This is a genomic window from Coleofasciculus sp. H7-2 (assembly GCF_042747725.1).
In the GTDB taxonomy this organism is placed as follows: Bacteria; Cyanobacteriota; Cyanobacteriia; order Cyanobacteriales; family FACHB-T130; genus FACHB-T130.
Genome location: NZ_JBHZGO010000105.1, coordinates 192,508 through 210,961, shown reverse-complemented (window position 1 = coordinate 210,961; position 18,454 = coordinate 192,508). Strand labels below are relative to the sequence as shown.

14 protein-coding genes and 1 pseudogene are annotated in these 18,454 nt (G+C 47.0%); 5 read left to right on the top strand and 10 right to left on the bottom strand.

Features of this window, described 5'->3' with window-relative positions; all coding sequences use genetic code 11:
- Nucleotides 1-232: 232 nt before the first annotated feature.
- Nucleotides 233-1,468, bottom strand: a complete 1,236-nt coding sequence (locus tag ACFW2W_RS22985; protein ID WP_378183817.1) for a glycerophosphodiester phosphodiesterase — start codon at nucleotides 1,466-1,468, stop codon at nucleotides 233-235.
- Between the two features lie 137 nt (nucleotides 1,469-1,605).
- Here ACFW2W_RS22985 and ACFW2W_RS22980 point away from each other — a divergent pair, with 137 nt between their 5' ends.
- The 3 genes from ACFW2W_RS22980 (at nucleotide 1,606) to ACFW2W_RS22970 (ending at nucleotide 5,206) form a co-directional block, all read left to right on the top strand.
- A complete protein-coding gene (locus tag ACFW2W_RS22980) occupies nucleotides 1,606-1,770 on the top strand; it encodes a hypothetical protein (protein ID WP_378183814.1) in 165 nt (54 codons plus the stop codon).
- A 373-nt stretch (nucleotides 1,771-2,143) separates the two neighbouring features.
- Nucleotides 2,144-4,192: an NAD-dependent DNA ligase LigA gene (ligA, locus tag ACFW2W_RS22975; protein ID WP_378183811.1), complete on the top strand. Its 2,049-nt coding sequence runs from the start codon at nucleotides 2,144-2,146 to the stop codon at nucleotides 4,190-4,192.
- A gap of 90 nt (nucleotides 4,193-4,282) precedes the next feature.
- The gene (locus ACFW2W_RS22970; protein WP_378183806.1) at nucleotides 4,283-5,206 is read left to right on the top strand and encodes a DMT family transporter; all 924 of its coding nucleotides are present in this window, start codon (nucleotides 4,283-4,285) and stop codon (nucleotides 5,204-5,206) included.
- 10 nt (nucleotides 5,207-5,216) lie between these two features.
- On the opposite strand, the gene ACFW2W_RS22965 is transcribed toward ACFW2W_RS22970, so the two are convergent.
- The 6 genes from ACFW2W_RS22965 to dusB form a co-directional block, all read right to left on the bottom strand.
- Complete coding sequence (locus ACFW2W_RS22965) at nucleotides 5,217-5,441, bottom strand: type II toxin-antitoxin system HicB family antitoxin (protein WP_378183799.1); 225 nt, start codon at nucleotides 5,439-5,441, stop codon at nucleotides 5,217-5,219.
- Nucleotides 5,438-5,665 (bottom strand): type II toxin-antitoxin system HicA family toxin, encoded by a 228-nt coding sequence (locus tag ACFW2W_RS22960; RefSeq protein ID WP_378183796.1) that lies wholly within the window; start codon nucleotides 5,663-5,665, stop codon nucleotides 5,438-5,440. The genes ACFW2W_RS22965 and ACFW2W_RS22960 overlap by 4 nt, the downstream gene beginning before the upstream one ends.
- A gap of 35 nt (nucleotides 5,666-5,700) precedes the next feature.
- Entirely contained in the window at nucleotides 5,701-6,678 is a 978-nt protein-coding gene (locus ACFW2W_RS22955) for a hypothetical protein (protein ID WP_378183793.1), read from the bottom strand.
- Between the two features lie 212 nt (nucleotides 6,679-6,890).
- Complete coding sequence (locus tag ACFW2W_RS22950; RefSeq protein WP_378183791.1) at nucleotides 6,891-7,778, bottom strand: protein kinase; 888 nt, start codon at nucleotides 7,776-7,778, stop codon at nucleotides 6,891-6,893.
- Between the two features lie 93 nt (nucleotides 7,779-7,871).
- A complete protein-coding gene (locus tag ACFW2W_RS22945; RefSeq protein ID WP_378183788.1) occupies nucleotides 7,872-9,632 on the bottom strand; it encodes a protein kinase in 1,761 nt (586 codons plus the stop codon).
- Between the two features lie 117 nt (nucleotides 9,633-9,749).
- Nucleotides 9,750-10,808, bottom strand: a complete 1,059-nt coding sequence (gene dusB, locus ACFW2W_RS22940) for a tRNA dihydrouridine synthase DusB (RefSeq protein WP_378183785.1) — start codon at nucleotides 10,806-10,808, stop codon at nucleotides 9,750-9,752.
- A gap of 644 nt (nucleotides 10,809-11,452) precedes the next feature.
- Here dusB and dnaK point away from each other — a divergent pair.
- A complete protein-coding gene (gene dnaK, locus ACFW2W_RS22935; RefSeq protein WP_378183782.1) occupies nucleotides 11,453-13,375 on the top strand; it encodes a molecular chaperone DnaK in 1,923 nt (640 codons plus the stop codon).
- Between the two features lie 222 nt (nucleotides 13,376-13,597).
- Here dnaK and ACFW2W_RS22930 read toward each other — a convergent pair whose 3' ends face one another.
- Both ACFW2W_RS22930 and ACFW2W_RS22925 read right to left on the bottom strand, forming a co-directional pair.
- Nucleotides 13,598-14,791: an HhoA/HhoB/HtrA family serine endopeptidase gene (locus tag ACFW2W_RS22930; protein ID WP_378183779.1), complete on the bottom strand. Its 1,194-nt coding sequence runs from the start codon at nucleotides 14,789-14,791 to the stop codon at nucleotides 13,598-13,600.
- A gap of 842 nt (nucleotides 14,792-15,633) precedes the next feature.
- Nucleotides 15,634-15,873, bottom strand: coding sequence for a hypothetical protein (locus ACFW2W_RS22925; protein WP_378183776.1), 240 nt, complete (start codon nucleotides 15,871-15,873; stop codon nucleotides 15,634-15,636).
- A 134-nt stretch (nucleotides 15,874-16,007) separates the two neighbouring features.
- On the opposite strand from ACFW2W_RS22925, the pseudogene ACFW2W_RS22920 reads away from it, so the two are divergent.
- A pseudogene (locus tag ACFW2W_RS22920) lies at nucleotides 16,008-16,199 on the top strand (hypothetical protein); the annotation flags it as partial.
- Between the two features lie 189 nt (nucleotides 16,200-16,388).
- Here the strand turns inward: ACFW2W_RS22920 and ACFW2W_RS22915 are convergent.
- Nucleotides 16,389-18,044 (bottom strand): DICT sensory domain-containing protein, encoded by a 1,656-nt coding sequence (locus tag ACFW2W_RS22915; protein WP_378183773.1) that lies wholly within the window; start codon nucleotides 18,042-18,044, stop codon nucleotides 16,389-16,391.
- Nucleotides 18,045-18,454 lie beyond the last annotated feature (410 nt).

Below are 18,454 nucleotides of genomic sequence, written 5' to 3'. Positions count from 1 at the left end.
TGAGTAATTGCGCGATCGCTAAATGCTGCTGGTGAAACTCAAAGGTATCTAGTGATACTTGTGACTAGGGCTTACCGTTTAATTACTCAATAGCCATAAAAAAAGCCCGCTGAAGCGGACTTTATCGGTGCGTTCGGATAGATGCGTTCGGCGATGTTTAGCCCAGCATCTACAGAGGAAAGCTAATAGAGGAAAGTTATCTGAGTAGCGCGAGTGTAGGACGGCTACTCAATCAAGCCTTTTTGAATTTATCTTGGCGACGGCGCAACACTTCCGCTAGCGGGAGAAGACCAAACGCCAGTAAGGACGTGGGTTCGGGAACATCTTTGCTGGGATCGCCAGCGATACGGTTGCGAACCGCAACGGCGGTATCAGGAAAGTCGCTAAAGACGCCATCAATACCTAATTTAAAGAATTGTTCGTACTCCAGCTCTGGGTTGCCGTTGTAGTCTGGAGCTAGGAAGAAGTCTTCACTGCGGAAAGTGTAGGCATGAACCAGCAAACCCGCTGCATGGGCGTCGTTAATTAGGGACGTGGTTTGTAACAATGGCTTGTCAGCATCGCTAATTACCCCATCTCCATTCAGATCGTCAGGTTGACCATCGCCATTTTGATCGACAGTCTCAGCCGGAATAATCAGGCGTTTCCAGGGGCCAATTCCGCTTGCATATTGAGCGATCGCATTCAATCCTGAAGAAGTCAATAAGTCGCCATAAGTGCGAGAATCGCTACTGACAACAAAATCATACGGCTTAGCGGTACTTTCATCAAACAACTGAACCAGCGGCAAATTCGTTAGTGTTTTGAGAAATTTCAAGTTTGCAACTTCAAAGGATTGAATGAAAACCGCATCATCCGCATCGGTATAACCGTTATCGCTGAGGATTTTCACCAAAGGTTCTTCTAGCGATAATCCGATGGAATCAAAGTAAGTGGGATGCTTCGTTTCCGGATAAATGCCAATCGTGCGACCTTTTTCGGCACTTTTTTTCTTGGCTAAATCGATAACTTCTTGCAAAGTCGGAATTTCATACAAGCCATCATATTTAGCAGATCCGGGGCGCAATTGAGGGATACGCTCTTTTGCTCGGAGAGTCTTGATTTCAGCTAAGGTGAAATCTTCAGTAAACCAGCCTGTTACTGGTTTTCCATCAATTGTTTTGGTTGTCTTACGGTTAGCGAATTCTGGGCGATTTGCAACGTCTGTGGTTCCAGAAATTTCATTTTCATGGCGAGCAATTAGAACGCCATCTTTTGTGGAAACCAGATCGGGTTCAATATAATCAGCGCCCATCTCAATTGCTAACTCATAGGATGCTAGCGTATGTTCTGGACGGTAGCCGCTAGCGCCCCGGTGTCCAATCACAATTGGAGGGGCACCCGTCAAAGTTGCTGCTGCTGCTTCACCCACTGGAAAAACTGCCAAAGCTGCTGTTGTTAATAAAGCTAGCTTAAAAACGCGCCACATATTGCTTTCCTCACCAATCGGCTCAAGCTTGGGTTGATATGAAATTCATTAGTAAATCTACTTAAGTAAATGTACGGTGCCGAGATTAAGCTTGAGCATTAGGCTGGGTAAAGCCAAGGATAAATACCACTTAAAGATTGATTAAAATATCTATTTCTCGTTCCCGCCAGTTCCCGCCAGTTCCCGCCAGTTCTCGTCAGCTCCCACCAGTTCTCGTCAGTTCTCGCCAGCTCCCACCAGTTCCCGCCAGTTCCCGCCAGTTCCCGCCAGTTCCCGCCAGTTCCCGCCAGCCAGGGGTTTAAACCCCTGGCTAATAGCTTAAGTCAGTTAAAACTGACTAAAAATACTCAACTTTAGTCGAATGACACTGAACTTTTGCTCTAGGGAATGGTTTCACTATTGTTCAACCCAACGCCCTATAGGGGTTGCTGGGTTTCGTTCCCAGTATCCAGCCTACGGAATTTTGGCAAAAGTTCAGTGCCATTCCACTTAAGTCGTTAAGTTCGGTTAAAACCGGCTTAGATTTAGATTATGAGCCAAAAACTTAAGTCTCTGGCGGACTGAAGCGCCGGGGAGGTTGCTGAAAATGTCGGTAATGCTTTGGTTGAGCCTGGAAGAGCAAGCAACCCCCCGTTAGTTAGACTAAAAGCGGAAACGATAGAGTTTTTAGTAGGGATGGATGCCGTGGAAGTGACACAGGCAGTCAAGCAGCGGGTACAGGAATTGCGACAGTTGTTGCACAAAGCCAGTTATGCCTACTATGTCCTTGATGCTCCGATCATGGAGGATGCCATCTATGACCGGCTGTATCGGGAACTGCAAGACTTAGAAACCCAGTATCCAGAACTGGTGACAGCGGACAGCATCACTCAGCGCGTGGGTGAGAAACCGGCAACTCAGTTTTCTTCGGTGCGGCACAATATCCCTCTCTACAGTTTGGAAAATGCTTTTAATATTCAGGAATTTGCCAAATGGCAGGAACGCTGGCGGCGACAAGTCCCCGAACTCAATGCTTTTGAATATGTCTCGGAGTTAAAAATTGATGGTTCTGCGATCGCTCTCACGTATGAAAATGGCATCTTGGTGAGAGGTACAACGCGGGGGGATGGCATCACAGGTGAAGAGATTACTCAGAATGTGCGGACAATTCGCGCCATTCCGTTACGATTGAATTTAGAAAACCCTCCCACTCACGTAGAAGTTCGCGGCGAGGCGTTTTTAGGCTTAGATGTTTTTAAGCAAATTAATCAGGAACGGCAGCAAGCTGGCGATCAGTTATTTGCCAATCCTCGCAATGCAGCGGCGGGAACCTTGCGGCAATTAGACTCTCGGATTGTGGCAAAGCGGCGGCTGGATTTCTTCGCCTATACGTTGCAAATTCCTGGTAAGGATGATGCTGAGGTTGCCCGAACTCAGTGGGAATCGTTGGAATTGCTGCAACAGATGGGATTTAGGGTTAATCCCAATCGCCAGCTTTGCCACTCTTTAGAAGAGGTTCGGGATTATTATGACGATTGGAATACGGGGCGGTTGAATTTAGCCTACATGACCGATGGAGTCGTCGTGAAGCTGAATTCAATTCCGCTTCAGGAAAAGCTAGGATTTACGCAAAAGTTTCCCCGCTGGGCAGTGGCGCTGAAATACGCGGCGGAAGAGGCACCCACCCGCGTTGAAAATATTTCTGTGAATGTGGGGCGAACGGGGGCGCTGACGCCGTTGGCAGAGTTGCAGCCAGTCCAATTAGCTGGGACAACCGTACAAAGAGCCACATTGCACAATATTGATTATGTGCGATCGCTTGATATCCGCATTGGCGATACGGTGATTATCCGCAAAGCCGGGGAAATCATTCCCGAAGTGGTGCGCGTACTGCTAGAACTCCGCCCAGAGGGGACTCAACCCTTCCAAATGCCCACCTGTTGCCCGGTGTGCAATCAGCCGGTGGTAAAGCCCGCTCTGGAGGCGGTGACGCGCTGCGTGAATGCTTCTTGCCCCGCCATCCTCAAAGGGGCGCTGGTTCACTGGGCAAGTCGCAATGCAATGGATATCAATGGTTTGGGCGAAAAACTGATGCACCAGTTGGTGGATAAAGGGGTGGTGAATTCAGTTGCAGATTTATACGATTTAACGACTGATAGATTAGCGTCTTTGGAACGGATGGGCAAGAAATTAGCGCAAAAGTTGGTGGATGCGATCGCCCACTCGAAAACTCAGCCTTGGTCGCGGGTATTATACGGTTTGGGGATTCGTCACGTCGGTAGTGTCAATGCCCAAACCTTAACTCAAAAATTCACCACGATTGAGCAACTAGCTGGGGCATCCGCAGCGAATATTGAAGCAGTGTACGGCATTGGCCCAGAAATTGCCCACGCTGTTTACGGCTGGTTTCAAGTACCAGCGAATCAGGCGTTAATTGACAGACTGAAGGCAGCGGGTTTGCAACTCACCGCTGAGATAGAAACCCCATCCGCAGAAAGTAGAAGCGGAGTTCCCTCGCCCCTACAAGGCAAAACCTTTGTAATTACTGGCACGCTGCCTACTCTGAAGCGCGACGAGGCGAAAGCGTTGATTGAAAAAGCCGGTGGTAAAGTCACGGGTTCCGTCAGCGCCAAAACCGACTACTTACTGGTGGGGGAAGATGCCGGTTCCAAGTTAGAAAAGGCTGAAGCTTTGGGAATCACCCAACTGAGTGAAGCCGAACTGCTGGAAATGGTCGAAGATTAGATGTTAACAGCAAACACACCAAGGAAAGATTGTAGGAGCGTGCGGCACCAAACGTATCGCTCCTTTTTCCTTTTCATTACTAATATACCAATGCCACTTCACTCTAGTTCCGGTAGATGGCGATTAGGGCTAGCCTTATCGCTTGTGACTGTATTTTTGTGGGGAATTCTGCCCATTGCCCTGACGGTGACGCTACAGGTACTCGATGTTTACACCGTTACTTGGTTTCGCTTTTTGGTATCGTTTGGACTGCTAGCCGTTTATTTAGCCGCACGACAGCAACTACCACCTGTGGAAAAATTGCGCTCAACACCGCTGGGATTGTTAGCGATCGCTATTATATTTTTGGCGATTAATTACATTCTTTTTCTGCAAGGTTTACAGCTAACTTCACCCGCTAATACCCAAGTTCTCATTCAACTCGCTCCCGTGTTGATGGGTTTAGGAGGATTGGTTGTTTTTAAAGAACGTTATACCCTGCGTCAATGGGCGGGTTTAAGCGTACTCACTCTAGGATTTGCACTGTTCTTTCACGAACAATTAACCAATTTAATTACAGCACAAGGTAAGTATTTAATCGGCTGCGGATTAATCTTTTTTGCAGCAGTAACATGGGCTATTTATGCCTTAGCGCAAAAGCAGCTTTTGCAAAAATTACCGTCTTCAAATATCATGCTACTAATTTATGGCGGCTGTGCTATTTTGTTTAGCCCTTTTGCCGCACCTCAACCCATCCTCACGCTAAATCCTTTACATTTAGGAATGCTGCTTTTCTGTGCTTTGAATACCATCATCGCTTACGGTGCTTTTGCCGAATCTTTGGAACATTGGGAAGCATCGCGGGTAAGTGCAGTATTAGCGACAACTCCCATTGTCACCTTAATATCTGTGTCAACAGTATCAATGTTTCTCCCAACCCTAATTGCACCGGAACACCTCACTGTTTTAGGAGTAGTAGGGGCGATTTTGGTAATATCTGGCTCGATAGCGATCGCCTTAGGAAAAGCTCGTTGAAATTCTAATTTCATGCCACCTGAAACGACTGCCCAAAAGTATTAGGTTTTGGAAGAGGCGTTCCCTCTTCCAAAGATGATTCGATTAAAAGTTCTAATACCTCTTGAGCATTTTTGAATGCCTCTTCATAGGTATCGCCATGTGTATGACATAAATCTCCCCATTCAGGTAGACTGACAACAAAACACTGGTCTTCATCTGACCACTGAATTACTATGGTGTAGTGACTATTCATTCTTGTTCTTCCTCTTGCTCTCTTCTAATTTCCTCTAGTTGCTGAAGTGCATTGTTAACATCCTTTTCCTGATAAGCTTTAGCATCATTCCCATCATTACCTGATATAACAATTGGCTCAAGTAGCAGAGGATGAAACCATTTAGTATGACTACCTTTGCCAGGGCGGTAGGTAAACCCTGCTTTTAGCAACATACTTTTTATCTCTCTAATCTTTTTGGGCATTAATGCGATAGTCGCCTAAATTAAATAATTATGGCTTAATTAAGTGTTGTTCTTTTCTTCGATATTGGAGTACTAAGTCTGGCTCGATTTAGAGGTGGATAAAGAATCATTGTTGATAATGTTAAACCTGTTCCCCCGATTGCAAGCATTATAGGTGGCTCCAAAAAGCCAACTATAAATCTCATTCCCGAACTGATGCCTAACCCTATTGTTAGTAACAATATCACACCTGTAAAGACGGTACTGAATCCTTCTATGGTAAAATTTTCAACTATAGAGCTAAATATATCCCCTGCTGATTCAAAGAAACTAATCCAATATTTACGACCCCAAGTGATCGATGCTCCAGCCAAAGTTGATAAAAAATATCCAACAATAGCCATAATATAATCTATACTATAGTTCATAATACCCGAAGCTAGAAGTATAAGAACCAATAATAATAGCTCCAAACCTAGAATATAAGGGCCAAAGAAAAGACCAGCTCCAAATGCGGCCCATAACTCAGGAGACCCAGCCCCGGCTTTACCTGTACTTGCCGCCGCTAAACCTACTGAAACTAAGTCCCAGCCTTTAAAAATTAGCCAGGTCGAACCAAAAGAAAACCCACATAACAGAGCTAGGGAAATATAAGGTAGTTTTTTATTTTCAATTTGTAGGGAGGCAGTTTGAACTTTAAGAGTTAAAGAGTGAGGATTAGGTGATGAATTGGTATGCAATAAAATCGTGCGTTCACCATACTCATCGCTTCTCAATTTACTCGTATCCACTGTGATGCTGCATTTAGTTGAATTACTTGCAAATTTTGCTGGTTCCAATGAAATCCAAGCATGAGAATCTGGGGTATGAGCGGGGTCATTAGGATGCGGTGCTACTTCCCATTTGCCCTCTAATAACGTTTCAGGAATCAAGTTACTAACCGTAATATTTTGAATCAGTCTTTGGTTTAGGCTTGTCGCTGTGAATTCTAAGTTGGCTTGGCTTAATTGGGCTTCTGGTAAGAATTCTCTCAATACCTCATCGGCTGATTGATATCGCTCACGCGCTAAGTTTTTGGCTCTTCATTACTTGGTATGCTAAAAAGTTGATTCCAAAACTTGAAAGGCTTACCTAGCAAGGTATAACGATTTTGGACTGTATTTTCTATTTAATAAACGCTAAATTGGCTTAAATTCATGGCTAGTATAGCTTGTGGCGCTTCTTGACTATAAAATTAGCATACCAACTACGGAAGAGCCAAGTTTTTAAGGAGTTTGTATAAGACTTGCTCTAGGTGAGGGCTGATGGTTATGCGTCTTTGCTCAAGTGACTCTCGCCACAGTAACCGATCTTCTAGCGCATCATAAATGTCATTAGGGGCAATTCCCATCAGTAAATGAATACAGGTTGCCCCCAAGCTGTAGAGATCGCTTGCCGGATAAACTTTACCTCTCATTTGCTCATTTGATGCGTAGCCTGGTGTATACAGTCTTGTACCTGTTTTACCTACATTAGTCTGGGTGAACTCCTTAACACCTCCAAAGTCTATCAGTACCACTTTGCCGTCGCTCTTTCGACGCATGATATTGGGCGGTTTGATGTCTCGGTGAATAACATTTTTATCATGGATAAACTTGAGGACTGGTAGCATATCCTTCAAAAATTCCCGAATTTGTCTTTCATTAAAAGCTCCCTGTTGTGCCAGCTCATCCTTCAAGTCCTGCCCTTCAATAAATTCCTGTACTATATAGAGATATTTCTCACTTGATACATTAGCTGGCTGATTAAGTTTTTCAAGACCTTGCTCAATGTAGTCAAACTGATAGGGAATTTGCGGATGATCGCCTAGTTTAGCCAGTTGCTGTGCTTCTCGCTCAAATAGCTCCTTAACTTTCTGGTTCCCTTGATGCTGCGTCAAAAGTTGCTTGATTACGCATCTAGCTTTATTATGTTCATCCATTGCTAGAAATGTTCTACCAAATGCTCCCTGACCAAGTAGCTTGGTAGCACAGTAACGGTCTTTCAGCAGCAACTTTGACTCGCAGCTTTGGCAGTACCTGGTTCCATAAGGATTTTCAGGTCTTTGGCAATTAGAGGGATCGAGATTCAAGCAATAGCTTATAAAGTTGCTCATGGCGGCAAGGATGTAGGTAGATGGCGATCCATTCTAGGCGAACGCTATACAATCGTCTAGAAGTGCGATTGCTTCTTTATTGCATTACCCAGGCTATGGCTTAATCAGACGCCTAGTTTGTGCTGCATGGCGATACTCAGCGATCAGTTTTTCTCGCTGCTGATGTGGATAAAACATCATGGCAGCTAAGGAAAAACTGGTTCCCAGTAGGGATAAAATTAGAAAGAAATTGAGAAATCCGACGCTGAATCCCGTGCCTAAGCTCATGCCTAAACCTGTTATCAAAAGTGAGCTGGCAACGGCAATTTTTTCACGGAATCCTCTTTCTTTATAATTTTTAATCACGGCTCCATTGACAAATCCAATCACTAGACCTGCCAAGGTTCCTAAGGAAGTGATAGCCGCCGCTAAGAACCCAGATGACAACAAAACAACTAACATTGTCACAGTTGTCAACCAAGCGGCAATCTTGATGCCTAGTATAGTTCTGATGCCAACCGCAGCAAGTAGAGTTCCGGCGAGAAACCAAGCCGCAAACACCGCTACTACTCCAGCTTCAAAAACCGCTACAGATGTCCAAGAGGCAAACCTAAATAGAACTGCTACCATCCAAGCGATCGCACCTGTCCAAAACCCAGTCATTGCCAGAGCAATTCCTAATAGCAAAACCATTGAAATATAAGGCGGTTTTGGGGTTTCAAGTAGAGCTGTGCGGACTGTAATCGTTAGAGGGTAAGTTTCGGGTGAAGAATTGGTGCGTAATAAAATCTGACGGCTGTAGGTTTTATCTGCCATCAACTTATTAGTATTCACGGTGATTTGGCAATCAGCATGATTACTCTTAAATACAGATGGTTGAAAAGAAATCCAAGCATGAGAATTGGAATAGCGCGGATCGCTTGCATGAGTTGCTACTTCCCAAGTCCCTTCTAGCAAGGTGTCTGGCACGGAGTTATTAACACTAACGATTTGAGTTAATTTTTCGCCTAGTTGTGTTGTTTTAAATTCCAAAGCAAGTTGGCTAAATTTAACTTCCGGTAAGCGGTTGACATAAATCGGCTTGAGAGCTTCCAAAGCAGCAGTAGCATTGGGAAAACGATCTTTTGCTTTGGGTTCGACCATTTTTGAGAGCCAGTCAACAAAGCGCAGACTCAGCTTGGGAAGCAGCGGCTTGAAATTAAGCCGACCATCTTCATCAAATAAGGTGTCAATTGCCGTTGATTTTGTCCCAGTTAGCAAGCAAATAAGTGTTGCGCCTAAACCATATAAATCTGTCGCTTCGCTTAACTGGCGGTTGTATATCTGTTCGGGTGCCATGAACCCAAATGTCCCGGCGGCGACGCTGCTCATTGCCATTTCCCCACCGCCAATTCGAGCTAAGCCAAAATCCACCAGATAAACATTCAGTTGCTCGTCCACGAGGATATTTTCAGGTTTAATATCCCGGTGAGTTACAGATGGAAGGCGATTTTGTAAATAAACAAGAATTTCTAGGACAGAAGCAGCAATTTTCTGGATGTCATCCGGGTCAAAACTGCGCGGAGAGGATAAAGGCAGGGCATCTTTATACTCTTGTACCATGCAGAAACCAGCTTGGGTTTCAAAGGAATCGAGATAACGGGGAATTCCAGGATGATCGAGTCCTCGTAACACTTGAATCTCGCGCTCATAAGCTTTAAAACCCGACCATTCAGACCCAACTTGGGCAAATAGAAATCGCTTCAGGATAACTGACTGCTCGGTGACGTTATCCTTTGCCAGATAAGTGATGCGACCCCCGGCGCGATTGCGCCCAAGTTCTTGAATGGTCTGATAGCGGGGACGGGGACTTGAAGCGTATGAGGAGTTGCTCATGACAGCAAACAATGCAGGTAGATGGCGTCTATTCTAGGCGATCGCTCTTTTTCCCTTTTTTTCCTTCGCGCCCTATAAAGAAGAGAGGGCAACGCTTACGGTATTGCGTCTTTGTGGTTAAACCTCCACCAACGCTAACTCCTCATCTTCAACCTCATGCCAAGTAGAATTAGCCAGTCGTTCAATCGCCCGATCGATCGTCTCCAACCCCTGCTCAAGGTTTTCGATCGTTGCTAAATGTCCGCGCAACTCCGCAGCACCGGCAAAACTCTTGGCATACCAAGTCATGTGTTTCCGGGCCTGCCGAATGCCGCGATCGCCTTTATATTCCCACAAAGCTTGCAAATGTTCTTTTGCACATTCCAGCCGTTGTATCGGCGTTGGTGGCGTCTTTTCTTGCCCAGTTTTCAGGAAATAATCAATTTCTCCCACCAAAAAGGGATAACCCAAAGTTCCCCGCGAACACATCACCCCATCCGCGCCGGTTTGTTCCAAACACTTCACCGCCGCCTCCACGGAGAACATATCGCCATTGGCAATCACTGGAATCGACAGAATTTCCTTGACTTTACCAATCCACTCCCACTTGGCAGGGCCAGTGTAACCTTGGGAACGGGTGCGACCATGTACTGTAATCATTTGCGCCCCCGCATCTTCCATGCGCTTGGCAAAGTCCAGAATATTAATTTCCTTATCTGTCCAACCGATGCGCGTTTTCACCGTCACCGGCACATTTACCGCCTTCACGACCGCCCGAACAATTGCCTCAGCGACTTCTGGTTGCCGTAACAACGAAGAACCGCCGCCGTTTTTAGTAATTTTGTTGACGGGGCAACCCATGTTGATATCAACCGTATCAGCGCCCTCTTTCACCGCCATTACAGCCGCTTGGGCCAAGAAATCTGGGCGACAGTCAAACAACTGAATGCTAATCGGTGTTTCGTTCGGATCTACCTCCATAATCTTGGGGAGTTCCTTGACGTAATGTAGTCCCGTCGCGTTCACCATCTCGGTGTACATCATTGAGTCGGGCGCATAGCGACGCACCAAGCGACGAAACACCATATCGGTAACGCCAGAAAGGGGCGATTGTAAAACCCGGCTTTTGACTTCAAAAGAGCCAATTTTCAGTGGTGTCGAGAGTCGGGATTGCAGGGTAGGAGAAAGAGTAACCATAGGTGATATCGCGGTCAACCGGGCTTTTCCATTTTACGAGCGATCGCTGTTGAACAATGGGGATGGAATGCGGCGCAGAATCTCGTCAATATTGCAAAACTCAGTTACAGCACCAAGCGCTAAACCAAATAGGCATCCCGAAGCACGACGCATAAGTAGCACAACGCTTCTTTTTGATTAATTCCGGACGATGGATCTGAAAACCCATTCTTTGTAATACATAGATTACAAAGTTTGAGAACGAACCAACAGGATGATCAATGATTCAGACGGTGTTGATAGAGAGTCCAAAGAGCCAATAGCGATCGCCTTGAACTCCTCTAGACGGCAAATACACCTATTTAATTACGGCTTGCCCCCATACCTAAAGCCTGGGATTTCCTTACAGTAGACACAGTGAAAGCAATCAGCAGATGTTAAGTGGATGAGCCAAAGGGGATGCCTCTTGAAGGTTAACCGACCTTCCTCAGGTTCGGAAAACCCCACAACACGAGAGTGGCTAATCCCGCACACTATATAGATCGGTACGCACCAATGGTTATTAAATCTGGAAAGAGCTGCTGATTTAACCCGGTTGGTTCAATTGGTAGTTCCGTATCCGCCCTCAAAAGTTTTTGTAGTTACTAGGAAGCCGAAATACCCCTATGGCAAAAGTAGTTGGAATTGACTTAGGTACGACAAACTCCTGCGTCGCCGTTATGGAAGGTGGTAAACCCACTGTCATCGCTAACGCAGAAGGTTTTCGGACAACCCCCTCTGTCGTGGCATTTGCCAAAAATGGCGATCGCTTAGTGGGTCAAATCGCCAAGCGTCAATCGGTGATGAACCCTGAAAACACCTTCTATTCGGTAAAGCGCTTTATCGGACGTAAGTTTGAAGAAATCACCCACGAAGCCACCGAAGTTTCTTACAAAGTGCTGCGCGACAGCAACGGCAATGTTAAGCTAGACTGCCCCGCCCAGAGCAAGCAGTTTGCTCCAGAAGAAATTTCTGCCCAAGTGCTTCGCAAGCTAGTGGATGATGCCAGCAAGTACCTTGGAGAAACCGTTACCCAAGCTGTAATCACCGTTCCCGCCTACTTCAACGACTCCCAGCGCCAAGCCACCAAAGATGCTGGTAAGATTGCCGGGATTGAAGTAATGCGGATTATCAACGAGCCAACCGCTGCTTCTTTGGCTTACGGTTTTGATAGTAAGAAGAGCAACGAAACCATTCTGGTATTTGACCTGGGTGGCGGTACCTTTGACGTGTCCATCCTAGAAGTAGGCGAGGGCGTGTTTGAAGTGTTAGCGACCTCTGGTGACACTCACCTAGGTGGTGACGACTTCGACAAGAAAATCGTTGACTACTTAGCCGAAGAATTCAGAAAAGCCGAAGGCATTGACCTCCGCAAAGACCGTCAAGCCCTCCAGCGCCTCACCGAAGCCGCTGAAAAAGCCAAAATTGAACTTTCGAGCGTCACCCAAGCAGAAATCAACCTGCCCTTCATCACCGCCACCCAGGATGGCCCCAAGCACCTGGATATGACGCTGACTCGCGCTCAGTTTGAAGAACTCTGCTCCGACTTGATCGATCGCTGCGGCGTTCCCGTACAGAACGCTCTGCGGGATGCCAAGTTAGATAAAGCTGCCATCAATGAAGTTGTGTTGGTTGGTGGTTCCACCCGGATTCCCGCAGTGCAAGAATTGGTGAAGCGGATTCTGGGCAAAGATCCCAACCAAAGCGTTAACCCAGATGAAGTGGTAGCCGTAGGTGCGGCAATTCAAGCTGGCGTGCTATCGGGTGAAGTAACCAACATCTTGCTGCTTGACGTTACCCCCCTATCTTTGGGTGTAGAAACCCTCGGCGGCGTAATGACCAAGATTATCCCCCGCAACACCACGATTCCCACCAAGAAGTCTGAGGTCTTCTCTACTGCTGTAGATAATCAGACCAACGTGGAAATCAAGATTTTGCAAGGCGAACGGGAGATGGCGGCTAACAACAAAGAGTTGGGTATCTTCCGTCTCGATGGTATTCCTCTAGCTCCTCGTGGAATGCCACAAGTTGAAGTTACCTTTGATATTGATGCTAACGGTATCCTGAACGTCACTGCTAAGGATCGCGGTACTGGCAAAGAGCAATCGATCAGCATCACGGGTGCTTCCACCCTGCCACAAAACGAAGTGGAGCGGATGGTCAAGGAAGCCGAACAAAATGCGGCGACTGACCGGGAGCGTCGTGAGAAGATTGACCGCAAGAACCAAGCTGATTCCCTCGTTTACCAAGCTGAGAAGCAAATGGTTGACTTGGGCGACAAGGTTCCCGCTGCTGACAAGACCAAGGTAGATGGATTGGTCAAAGACCTGCGCGATGCGATCGCTAAAGAAGACGACGATCGCATCAAGACGCTCACCACAGAGCTACAGCAGGCTCTCTACACCATCGGCACTAACATCTATCAACAAGCAGGCGCAGGTGCAGCTCCTGGCGATGGCACCGGCACCCCTGGTGGTGGTTCCAGTCAGTCCACTGGGACTGGGGATGATGTGATTGATGCTGATTTTACCGAAACGGAAACCAAGTAATTAGCTAATTGCTAATCGCTAATTGCAAATAAGGGTTGATGAAGTGCTTTTGGGCGCTCATCAGCCCTTTTTTTAACGTAAAGGTACCGAGCGTTACTGTCTTCCTGCTCCAAAATTCCCCGCTCCGTAGTAGCGCGTCAAGCTAAAATGCTGGGTTTCATTCTTCAACCCAGCCTACTCCTAATGTGCGTACCGAGAGCGTTTAAAACAGAAATTATTTGGCTACTCCACGGGGAAGGCACCGGGTTGCACTTGGACAGTTTCAGTCTGACCGCTACGGTTGACTTCTACTTCTAATCTAGAGCCGACGGTACTCGCTTCTACCCGTTCTTGTACTTGATCGGCACTAGCGACCGCTTGACCGCCAACTTTTTGGATAACATCTCCTGCACGCAAGCCAGCGCGTTCTGCGGGTGAGTTTTTGACCACTCGAACGATGACAACGCCTTTGTCCTGCGTGACTTTGAAGCCTGCCTCATTGTCTTTGTTAATGTCTTCTTTTAGTTCTGGCGTGAGCGTTACCATTTGAATTCCCATGTAGGGATGCTCGACGCGACCTTTGCTAAATAGCTGATTGGCGACTCGTTCGGCGGTTTCAATCGGGATGGCAAAACCGAGTCCCTGAGCATTGGCTCGAATGGCTGTATTAATTCCAATGACTTCACCCCTAGCATTTAACAAGGGACCACCGGAGTTACCGGGGTTGATAGCGGCATCGGTTTGGATGAATCTAACTCGCTTATCTGGGACACCCACTTGCGAACTGGAGCGACCCGTAGCGCTGACGATACCCACCGTCACCGTGTTATCTAGACCGAGAGGATTGCCAATAGCGATCGCCCACTGTCCCGGTATCAAGTTATTCGAGTCTCCCAAGCGTACCGTCGGCAACTTTGTCGCATCAATTTTGACAACTGCCACATCCGTAACCGGATCGGCTCCCACGACTCGACCCTCCATCGTTCGACCATCTTTGAGCGTCACCTTGACCTTATCTGACCCCGCCACAACATGGGCATTCGTCATCAGGCGACCATCGGCACTGAGAATGAAGCCAGAGCCGGTACCCCGTTCCACCCGTTCTTCCGGAACCGGCATTTCATTCCCAAAAAATCGTCGGAAAAACGGGCTTCTGAAAGTGTCTGGAATGTCCTGCGATACGGTACGAGACGCATCAATTCGCACTACGGCAGGGCCAACTTTTTCGGCGGCTTCGGCAATGAAATTTAGGTTCTCTTGGGGAGCGCGATTCTGGGGTGGGGAGATTTGCTGTAGCGCTGCTGGAATCGCTGATGGACTTCTGCCATCGAGACTGGTATTGTCTGCTGCGAGATAGCGACTGGCATATATTCCTGCACCACCGCCGATAGCCAGCAAAGCTAGATAAGTGGTCAGCTGTTTGACAAGTAAACTCATGGTCTTTGGGCTGAAGGACAGCAATACAGGTAATCATTCCACTCTAATCAAAAAACGTTGTGGATGAGCAGCATTTGGTGGAGCTTTAACTGGGTTTCAAGATATTAGGGTGCCCAAGAGGAACAAACAGCGCCTAAGAGCGCATACGCGATCGCTAGCGTAAAAATGTCCGACGACTCGCATTCGCGGCTAAACAAACAAAGCCTACCAACGCAACGGCTTTATATTAGCCTGCTCTCGTCAGGCTTCGTTCTTCTAGCCTGTGGACGTATATTTGTAAAAACGGGATGCTCCCAGCCACTACCGCAGGATAGAGCCAACACTGGACACGCTCGATTCGCTGGGCTAAGACGGTGTAAACACTGCCGCATATCTACTCAGGACTTACGCAATATCACCACATCTGGTGCAACCACAGAGGGATTGAACCGACAAAAACGCTATATGTATAAGCTTTGCGTAAGTCCTGATTGAAAAACATCCTATTCTCAAGGCTCCCTCGATTCAAGTGTTAGATTTAACCCGTCAGCAAGGACAACGTGTAGAGACGCGATGAATTGCATCTCTACAAGAAGCGTTGGCATTTGATTGACGAAGCTGAATAAGGCAATATTCAACTGAGGGCTTGACATTGAGGGCTTGACAATCAATTGACAGGAATTTACTTCCAGCTAATTGCAAAATCCTTATTAACGACAAGGATAGATAAGTTACATCAAATCTAGTTAATTACTTCCTTGATGATTTGTTGGTAATGGATAATTGGTTGTCATCCTTCCACCGATTACTTATTAGTCATTAACAACCTGACAGATAAAATAAGTATTCACCCAAAGTTAATGCTAGAACTTAGGCATAGCGGTCAGTGCGATCTCGCTGACTCCCCAAGCTTCAAAGAACTGGCGATAGAGAACTTTACTGGCTGAGGTCAAGTCGCCATCCGGCTCAATGATTCCTCCTTGGAGGATTTTTCCCCCATCTGTGCGGAAATCCAATCTCAGTTCACCATTTTCATCTTTTTGAATGACAAAATTTCCGTTTGCCAAAACTTGACCAGCACGACTTAAAATAGCGCAGCGCATCGTTAACTACTTCCTATATAAATGAACACAGTTAACCATGTCACTAATCTGTGCCGTCGTCAACACAGCTCGTGGAACGAAGGGTTTCACCTATCTCAGCCTTTCATCCTGCACGACTTGAGGAAACATTGATTATGTCTCACATCAAGCGCCGTCAGTTTTTGCAATTTGCCGGTTCGACGCTGGCAACTTTGGGTTTAAGTCAGATGGATGTAATGGGAAAGGGCGTTCGCTATGGCAAAGTCCTTGCTCAAAGCACACCCCGCAAACTGGCGCTGCTGGTGGGAATTAACGCTTATCAAAATAGTAGCGATCGCTTAGCGGGACTTGAACAAAGTTCAAGCCCCGTTAAGCTGTAGGTTGGGTTGAACGATAGTGAAACCCAACTTCCTATAGGGGTTGCTGGGTTTCGTTCCTCAACCCAGCCTACGGAATTTTGGCTTATTTGAGTGCCATTCCGCTATAGATGGATTTATTGCAGACATCAAGTGAAATTGTATTCAGAGATACCCAACTCAGGACTGAACAGATGTCGAATGGTGAACGGGAAACAACACTTTGAAAGTAGAACCCTGACCAAGTTTACTGGTGACAGAAATAGAGCCAGCGCAACGCAGGAGGAGTTGCTGCACAATGGTTAAACCTAATCCGGCACCGAAAACTTCTTCGCCTGGTGCAAGGCGTCCCCGATAAAAACGGTCAAAAATCTTGGGCAGTTCGTTAGGGGCAATGCCGATGCCAGTATCGCGGAATTCCAACTGCACGTATTCGCCTTGTTGTTTGGTGCGTACCACCACCTGACCGCCAGTGGGAGTGAATTTAATGCTGTTGTGTAGCAGATTGATGATAATTTGTCGCAGCCATGCCTCTAAGCAGGAGACGGTGGGAAGGTTAGGACTGACCGTGTAGCCTAGTTGGATGCCTTTTTCTTGAGCGATCGCTTGATAGGTGCTGACAACTCCAGGCACGATGTCTGCTAACTGCACCGGATGCAAAGTCGTTGGTGTAGTTGCACGATCTAGCTGTACTAGCTCCATTAAACCGCTAATCAAAGAAACTTGGCGATCGCACTGTGTATGCAGCAAATGCAGGTAGCGATGACGCTGCGTGGGTTTGAGATGTGCCGACTCTAGCAGCGTCAGCGCTGTTTTCATATTGGTCAGGGGCGTCCGCAGTTCTAAAAGCGCATTGCTTAGCAGTTCATCCTTAAAGCGCACTTCATCCAGCAAAGCTTGATTTTGCCGCTGGAGTTCAGCGATTTCTGTTGTTGATGCCTGATTGGCGGCAGCACCCCGCCCGATTTCCTCTTGCTGCTGGACTTGTTTTACCAGTAACTGGGTCAGGATCGATGCGATCGCCCGATTCTGTACCAAATCGGGTGATTGGGGTAAGGTAAATAGCTTGTCCCAGTTGGTGAGGATAGTCTCTTCGCTGAGAGCGATCGCGGGTCGGATTCCCTGCAAAACCTCCTGAATCACTGGCTTGTCGAAAGCGCAAACCGTTAGCAGCGGTCGTCCTCTCTTTTCCTCCGTGCCTGCTGTAGGCATTCGCTTTTGCGAAGCCAAAACGCTGTCGCTAACGCCCGCTCGCGCCCCAGAACGGTTCCCTAGGGGCATGGCACTACTATGCCCATACTGAGAATGGAGGAACTCTTGAGTTGAGTCTAAATTTTTGATTTGATCCAAATCCTTTGAAGTTGCCTGGGCGACTGGCTTGGCGCTGCGGGGTCGATGAGCCAAAATTAAGCCGCAAAAACGTTCGGATAGCACTAACAAAAAATATTCCCTGGAAATTGCGCTTTCCGGCTTCAGCTGAACTGGAATAATCTGCGAAGTGGAGAGCTTTGGCGATCCGGTGGGCGGATGAGGGGAATTTTCTAACTCTTCCCCGCTCTCACTTTCCCCTGCTTCTATTTTCTCCGGCTCCCGTCCCTCTTTGCCATTACAGACATAAATCGTATGCCCAGCCCGCCCCCGCTCCTGATATTGTTTTATCTGCGCCTGCCAGCCTTCACCAGGCGGCAGCTTTACCCAGAGTTTAGCTGGCAGTTGTTGGTCAATTAGTACGTCCATCAGCGCCCATAACAAGGACTTGAGAGTGGTTGCACTGACTGCAAGCGGCTGAGGCGCTGGTTCTACACGCAGAGCCAGTTGGTAAAGGGATGCATCCATAAGATTTTAAGATTTTAGATGTTGCTTTTGGATGAAAGGGTGACTTGTTAAATCAGGACTTACGCAAAGCTTATACATATAGCGTTTTGTAGGGGCAATCCCTCTGTGGTTGCCCTCAGATGTGGTGATGTTACGTAAGTCCTGAAATGCACTGATTTCTAAACAGATGGGTGAAAATCAACTTGGCTGGTTTTGAAGACTCTTGACTGGAAACTCCTTTGCAAGTGCTGTTAGCGCAGTGATGCGAAGCACAGATTGAGAGAAACAAGAGATATTTTCAACTTGATTTCTACCCATCTAGCTAGTGTCTCTTGAATCGTTTCCCAGCCATCAATCTCCATTTCAAGAGACAACAAGTTAGATTGAATTGCGCCTATCCGCCTAGTTACAAGTTAACCGCTCCAATCTAA